At 45.4% G+C, this 6,932-nt stretch carries 8 protein-coding genes and 4 tRNA genes; all 12 read right to left on the bottom strand.

Going from position 1 to position 6,932, the window contains the following annotated elements:
- Nucleotides 1-133 precede the first annotated feature (133 nt).
- Nucleotides 134-835: a 50S ribosomal protein L1 gene (gene rplA / locus JYJ62_RS06095; protein WP_205341294.1), complete on the bottom strand. Its 702-nt coding sequence runs from the start codon at nt 833-835 to the stop codon at nt 134-136.
- Nucleotides 835-1,266 (bottom strand): 50S ribosomal protein L11, encoded by a 432-nt coding sequence (rplK, locus tag JYJ62_RS06100; RefSeq protein ID WP_205341295.1) that lies wholly within the window; start codon nt 1,264-1,266, stop codon nt 835-837. Before rplK ends, rplA begins: the two co-directional genes overlap by 1 nt.
- 113 nt (nt 1,267-1,379) lie before the next feature.
- Nucleotides 1,380-1,913 (bottom strand): transcription termination/antitermination protein NusG, encoded by a 534-nt coding sequence (nusG, locus tag JYJ62_RS06105; protein WP_205341296.1) that lies wholly within the window; start codon nt 1,911-1,913, stop codon nt 1,380-1,382.
- Nucleotides 1,914-1,922: 9 nt separating this feature from the next.
- Nucleotides 1,923-2,291 carry a preprotein translocase subunit SecE gene (gene secE, locus JYJ62_RS06110; RefSeq protein ID WP_205341297.1) on the bottom strand — a complete coding sequence of 123 codons (369 nt, stop codon included), beginning with the start codon at nt 2,289-2,291 and terminating at the stop codon, nt 1,923-1,925.
- A 41-nt stretch (nt 2,292-2,332) separates the two neighbouring features.
- Nucleotides 2,333-2,408, bottom strand: a tRNA-Trp gene (locus JYJ62_RS06115).
- Between the two features lie 52 nt (nt 2,409-2,460).
- The gene (tuf, locus tag JYJ62_RS06120) at nt 2,461-3,660 is read right to left on the bottom strand and encodes an elongation factor Tu (RefSeq protein ID WP_205341286.1); all 1,200 of its coding nucleotides are present in this window, start codon (nt 3,658-3,660) and stop codon (nt 2,461-2,463) included.
- Nucleotides 3,661-3,747: 87 nt separating this feature from the next.
- Nucleotides 3,748-3,823: transfer RNA gene (locus JYJ62_RS06125), tRNA-Thr, on the bottom strand.
- A gap of 19 nt (nt 3,824-3,842) precedes the next feature.
- A tRNA-Gly gene (locus JYJ62_RS06130) sits at nt 3,843-3,916 on the bottom strand.
- Between the two features lie 19 nt (nt 3,917-3,935).
- Nucleotides 3,936-4,019: transfer RNA gene (locus JYJ62_RS06135), tRNA-Tyr, on the bottom strand.
- 98 nt (nt 4,020-4,117) lie between these two features.
- On the bottom strand, nt 4,118-4,666 hold the full coding sequence (locus tag JYJ62_RS06140) for a hypothetical protein (RefSeq protein ID WP_205341298.1): 549 nt from the start codon (nt 4,664-4,666) through the stop codon (nt 4,118-4,120).
- Between the two features lie 4 nt (nt 4,667-4,670).
- Nucleotides 4,671-5,423 carry a type III pantothenate kinase gene (locus tag JYJ62_RS06145; RefSeq protein WP_205341299.1) on the bottom strand — a complete coding sequence of 251 codons (753 nt, stop codon included), beginning with the start codon at nt 5,421-5,423 and terminating at the stop codon, nt 4,671-4,673.
- Complete coding sequence (gene birA, locus JYJ62_RS06150) at nt 5,413-6,366, bottom strand: bifunctional biotin--[acetyl-CoA-carboxylase] ligase/biotin operon repressor BirA (protein WP_205341300.1); 954 nt, start codon at nt 6,364-6,366, stop codon at nt 5,413-5,415. Before birA ends, JYJ62_RS06145 begins: the two co-directional genes overlap by 11 nt.
- Between the last annotated feature and the right edge of the window lie 566 nt (nt 6,367-6,932).

The raw sequence follows: 6,932 nt of genomic DNA on the forward strand, positions 1-6,932 counted from the left end.
TCTGATTCAAAAATGAATCGGGAGCACCATCTACGTAGGCAAATATCAGTGACACATATTTCTTAAGACGAATGCCACCTACGGTCTTTGACGGCCCCCGCTAAGCAGGGACCCCAAAACTGTCAGCGTAAAATTACTTAACTTCTACTAGGCTTGACTGATCAATGATCAGACCAGGACCCATAGTACTGCTTAATGTAATACGCTTTACATAAATGCCTTTTGATGAAGAAGGCTTCAAGCGGCGTAGCTCAGCAAGTAACGCTTCAGCGTTTTGCTTAAGTTTAGCTGGCTCAAAGTCAATCTGGCCAATTGCAGCATGAATGATACCGTTTTTATCAGTACGGAAACGTGCTTGACCTGCTTTAGCATTGTTTACTGCTGTAGCAACATCAGGCGTCACAGTACCTACTTTAGGGTTAGGCATCAGACCACGTGGGCCAAGCACCTGTCCTAACTGACCAACAACGCGCATCGCATCAGGAGATGCAATAACAACGTCATAGTTTAGGTCACCGGCTTTCATTTCTGCAGCCAGGTCATCCATACCTACTTTGTCAGCACCGGCAGCCAAAGCTGCTTCAGCAGCTGGACCTTGTGCAAACACAGCAACGCGTACAGTTTTACCTGTACCGTTTGGCATTACAGTTGCACCACGTACAACTTGGTCAGATTTACGCGGATCAACACCAAGGTTAATCGCAATATCAACTGACTCTTTAAATTTGATAGTAGACAGTTCGTTTAATAAACTTGCTGCTGCTTCAAATGAATACTGCTTACCAGCTTCTACTTTAGATGCGATAGCTTGTTGACGTTTTGAAAGCTTAGACATTACACGCCCTCCACGTTCAAGCCCATGCTGCGCGCGGAGCCAGCAATGGTACGAACAGCAGCATCAAGTTCAGATGCAGTTAAATCAGCTTCTTTAATTTTCACGATTTCTTCTAGTTGCTCACGTGTCACAGTACCCACTTTCTGAGTATTTGGACGCGCTGAACCAGCAGAAACACCTGCAGCTTTTTTCAATAACACAGCAGCTGGTGTACTTTTAGTTTCAAAAGTAAAGCTACGGTCACTGTAAACAGTAATAATTACTGGTGTTGGCAAACCTGCCTCAACACCTTGAGTTCTTGCGTTAAACGCCTTACAGAACTCCATAATATTCACACCATGTTGACCCAATGCTGGACCGACTGGTGGCGAAGGGTTCGCCTGACCTGCTTTAACTTGTAGCTTAATATAAGCTTGAATCTTCTTAGCCATGATTCACTCCAAAATGGGTATAACGCCTTCAGGCTTCCCAGTAATTTATCTGCCAGTCCTTTGACAAAAAAACCCCGCAACTAAAAGCTGCAGGGTGGCATCCATGATTCGCGTCAGACTTTCTCGACCTGACTAAATTCTAGCTCTACAGGTGTTGAACGTCCAAAAATAAGAACAGCCACTTGAATACGACTTTTCTCATAGTTAACTTCTTCAACAACACCATTAAAGTCTGCAAATGGACCATCATTAACACGCACGGTCTCACCTGGCTCAAACAGTGTTCTTGGACGTGGCTTATCACCACTGTCTTCAACACGTCGCAAAATCGCATCAGCTTCTTTTTCAGTAATTGGTGCAGGTTTAGCTGCAGTACCACCAATAAAGCCAAGAACTCGCGGCGTATCTTTAATTAAGTGCCAAGCAGCTTCGGACATTTCAACTTGAACGAGCACATAGCCTGGAAAAAACTTACGTTCGCTTTTTCGCTTTTGACCATTTCTCATCTCCACAACTTCTTCAGTTGGGACGAGAACATCGCCAAACTCTTCTTCCATACCAGCAAACTTAATACGCTCAATTAAATGGCGCATCACTTGTTTTTCATAGCCTGAATAGGCGTGAACGACATACCAACGCTTAGCCACAGAGCACCCTTAACCTACAATCAATGAGACAAGCCACCCAAGGAGCGAGTCAAGCCCCCAAAGCAAGAGCGCCATTATTAAAACAACAACAACAACAATTAATGTTGTCTGCGTAGTTTCTTGCCTGTTTGGCCAAACAACTTTACGAATTTCAGCGCGTGATTCTTTTGCTAAAGTAAGGAAAGCCTGCCCTTTTGCTGTCTGCACGGCAACAAAAAACGCCAAAGCAGCAAGAACAACCAGAGCTAATACACGATATAGAATTGATTCAGCAGCAAAGTATTGATTACCAACAACGCCCAATATAACTAGCGCAGCAACAACCAACCATTTAACAGAATCTAAACGACTTACCTTGGATTCAGTTTTTGCATTCATTACTTAGAATCCTAAATTGGAATGCCAGCTAATTAGAAAGCTGGCAGGCCAGGAGGGAATCGAACCCCCAACCTACGGTTTTGGAGACCGTCGCTCTGCCAATTGAGCTACTGGCCTAGAACATTGCTAGGCCGGCTATGATACCGACCTAGCGTAACAAGTTCAAGCCTTATGCAATAATTTTTGCAACAACACCGGCACCAACAGTACGACCACCTTCGCGAATTGCGAAACGTAGACCGTCTTCCATGGCGATTGGCGCAATCAGGGTAACGTCAAGTTTAACGTTATCGCCTGGCATTACCATCTCGATACCTTCTGGAAGTTCGCAACTGCCTGTTACGTCAGTGGTACGGAAGTAGAACTGTGGACGGTAGCCTTTGAAGAATGGAGTGTGACGTCCGCCTTCTTCTTTTGACAACACGTAAATTTCTGCTTCAAAGCGCGTGTGCGGCTTGATTGAACCAGGCTTGGCCAATACTTGACCACGCTCGATATCTTCACGCTTAGTACCACGCAACAGAACACCAACGTTCTCACCTGCACGACCTTCGTCGAGCAACTTACGGAACATTTCAACACCGGTACAGGTGGTTTTTACGGTGTCTTTCAGACCGATGATTTCAACTTCTTCACCAACTTTAACGATTCCACGCTCAACACGACCTGTTACTACAGTACCGCGACCTGAGATAGAGAATACGTCTTCAATTGGCAACAAGAATGGCAGGTCAATTGCACGTACTGGCTCTGGGATGTAAGAGTCTAATGTCTCTACCAGAGTTTTAACTGCAGTTGTTCCTAGACCGTTCTCATCACGACCTTCCAACGCCATCAGCGCTGAACCAGTAATGATAGGAGTATCGTCACCTGGGAAATCATACATGCTGAGCAAGTCACGCACTTCCATTTCAACAAGCTCTAACAACTCTTCGTCGTCAACCATGTCTGCTTTGTTCAGGAACACTACGATGTACGGAACACCAACCTGACGTGACAGCAAGATGTGCTCACGCGTCTGTGGCATAGGGCCGTCAGCAGCTGAACAAACCAGAATAGCGCCGTCCATCTGTGCAGCACCAGTGATCATGTTTTTAACGTAGTCAGCGTGACCTGGACAGTCAACGTGCGCATAGTGACGCATCGGTGAGTCATACTCAACGTGTGACGTGTTAATGGTAATACCACGTGCTTTTTCTTCAGGTGCGTTATCGATCTGGTCGTAACCTTTCGAAGTACCTGTACCGCCGAATACTTCAGCGCAAACACGAGTCAGTGCAGCTGTCAGTGTGGTTTTACCATGGTCAACGTGACCAATAGTACCAACGTTCAGGTGCGGTTTATTACGTTCGAATTTTTCCTTAGCCATTGCTACCACCCTCTGATTAAGCGCACTTATTTTTATAAGCACATACAAGAAAGGCAGATATATACATATCTGCCTTTATTTTTACTATGGAGCTCATGAGCGGAGTCGAACCGCTGACCTCACCCTTACCAAGGGTGTGCTCTACCAACTGAGCTACATGAGCAAAACGGTGCAAATGCAATTGGAGCGGGTAGCGGGAATCGAACCCGCATCATCAGCTTGGAAGGCTGAGGTTCTACCACTAAACTATACCCGCATTGCACTTGCTTAAAATATGGTGGAGGGAGAAGGATTCGAACCTTCGAAGCTCACGCGTCAGATTTACAGTCTGATCCCTTTGGCCGCTCGGGAACCCCTCCTTAAGCGAGGCGACATCATCCGCCATAGAGACTTTTATGTCAAGCGCATTTATGGATTTAATGCTATTAAACTCATAAAAACCTTCTTATGCGCAGATTCAGCGTTTTATTTTGTCACTCGGCAAAGATAAATACTTAATATCTGGAAAATCTTCAAGCAGTTGCTTTAACAACTCTTGTCCAACTAGACGCTGAGAACGTGCAGAAATAACGACCCAATAAAGCGCGTGCGAGCCGTCCAATGCATCTATAGATGAGTCGCTCCGCCTTGCAGCCCTGTGCGCACCCTCCTCCATCGACACATCAGAATGAATATCTTGCAAATACCCAGCAACGATCTCGCTATCAAGAGCCCTTACCTTTGACTCAATGTCTAAACTAAGCAAGCGTTGCTGTAAATTCTGCGCAACACCCTCATCATTGAAACCACCTAAAAGCAGAACATCTGCCTGCACCACCCCACTCTCAGTATGCCCAACATATCTATCTGCAAGTGGCGCCTCGCTAAGCAGCGTAACCTCATCAAGCTGATACCCTGCAGATTTTTCGACGACTGGCAACTGCGCCTTATCACGCCCAAAGTCTTGCTGACTCCATATAAAATAAAATGCATTGATAATAATTAACCCTAAAAATAACCAACGCATTATCTTATTCCTTTGCACTATAGGGGCAGGCAATAGCTAGACCAACAAACACCAAATCATCTTCCACTCGCGCATCAGCAGCTACAGCGCAAACAATACGACTGTCACCACCTGTGCACAAAACGGTAAATGACGCTCCAAGCGCACTCTGTGCACTCTGCAACTGTTCTTTAATAAAGCCGCTAACCATCGATCTAACACCTATAGTCACAGCGGCATGAGTAGTGTCACCGAACATCTTAGACGTATCAACAGCCTCACCCTTTGTATCTTTCACAAGCTGAGTACCACTATCCAACATTGCTCTCATCATTCCCATACCAGGAACTATGCACCCACCCAAATGCACACCATCAGCCCTAATATAATCAACCGTGATAGCTGTACCGCAGTCAATAACGACACATGCACCCTGTACGCGATTATATGCTGCAACAATCGCCAACCAACGATCGACACCCAGTCGACTTGGATCTAAATACCCATTAGTAACTCCAACAAGTGCCTGCTGGGACTGTGCATACTCTATTGCAACCCCACAGAGATCTTTTATTAACAGAGCCAGCTTTGCATTGTCATCCGCTCTACGCACTGAGCACACACGACAATAAACAATCTTTGCATTTTCAATATTTTTTAAAGATGTTGAGAGCTCTTGCAAATCGATCGCCGCGCCCGTCTTCACTGGTTTCAGTGAGCGAGCCTTCAACAATCGCCATTTAAGTCGCGTATTTCCATAATCAATTTCAAGAATCATGCTGCAGCCTTAGACTCAACTCACCACCAAGATACCTACGCTCTTCACCCTCAACCAGCAGACAAAGCTCACCCTTGTCACCCACTCCAACGATTTGACCACTAACCGTGTTGTTTCCAATCTGCAATAGAGCATTGCGTCCCTGCCAAGCATGCAACGCAAGCCACTCAGCTCGCATACTGGCAAAACCATGGTTCTTTTGCTTTTCTAAATAACCATCCAACTCTTCTATTAGAACCTGGGCGAATAACGTGCGATCAATTACACTCCCTGTCTCCTTACTTAGGGACGTCCACTCCTGGTCAATACTATTAAATGAATCAAGCATGTTAAGATTAACACCTATACCGATCACAACATGGCATAGCTCGACAGGATCCCCCATCAACTCAAGTAGAATACCCGCCACCTTGCGCTCATTGATTAACACGTCATTGGGCCACTTTAGAGGTGCAGAAATACCTGTTATCTTCTTAACAGCCTTAGTTACCGCAAGCCCAACTACTAGGCTTAAACCATCGATTTGATTAAGTCCCTCAGTGATAGGCCAGACATACGACAAGTACAGATTCTGAGCAAAAGGACTGACCCACTCACGTCCTCGTCGACCTTTGCCTTGTGTCTGGTGCTCCGCTAAAACGGCCATAGGCGCACTATGCTCAGATAGCAACTGTTTAGCTTGATCATTGGTTGAGCCAATAGACTCATATATATAAATAGGCAGCGCCGGAAATACTCGCTGAATAACATCATGATTTAACAACTGCAGCGGCTGCGTCAATCGATAACCTTTCCCAGGAACACTCTGCACTGAAATACCCAACTCTTCGGTGACGCGCTGAATCCTCTTCCAGACCGCAGCCCTACTAACACCTAGCTGTCGACCTAAATCACTGCCAGAATGAAAACCACCGTCAGCTAGCAGCATTAATAAATCTCGCATATCACTCCAGAACTTACTTCACTAAGAAGCTGTATTATATTTTTTATTTACACAGATGGCCTATCAGTAACAGCCAAGCCATTACCATTTAACTCAATAAAACATAGCAGGATTTTAGCAGTAAAGCTGCTGCATTATGCACAAAGCGCAGACTCAACACACCAGCATGCGATAACTTCGTAAGGATCAGCATCCAATATATAAAAGCCTCAAGCAATCGAAATAAGACAAGCGCCCTCAAGCAAGATCTTTTACTAATTCACGAAATACGCAGAGATTGAACAGGTCTTTTATGCAACTGATAAGCAGACTCTAAGGATCTAGCTGTAGTGCCACTCAGTGTCTATGCGATTTTAAATCCGAGAACACAATAGCAGGGTATTAAAGTGCTGCGTGCGCTCTGAGTCGTGGCTGGAAGCACATCAAAGTACTTTCTTCGAGGCATAAAAAAACCCCAGATCATTGCTGATCTGGGGTTTTACTGTTCAAGCTTGACGATGACCTACTCTCACATGGGGAAACCCCACACTACCATCGGCGATGCATCGTTTCACTACTGAGTTCGG

Origin of the sequence: Denitrificimonas caeni, from assembly GCF_905120345.1 — a bacterium.
Taxonomy (GTDB): Bacteria; Pseudomonadota; Gammaproteobacteria; order Pseudomonadales; family Pseudomonadaceae; genus Denitrificimonas; species Denitrificimonas caeni_A.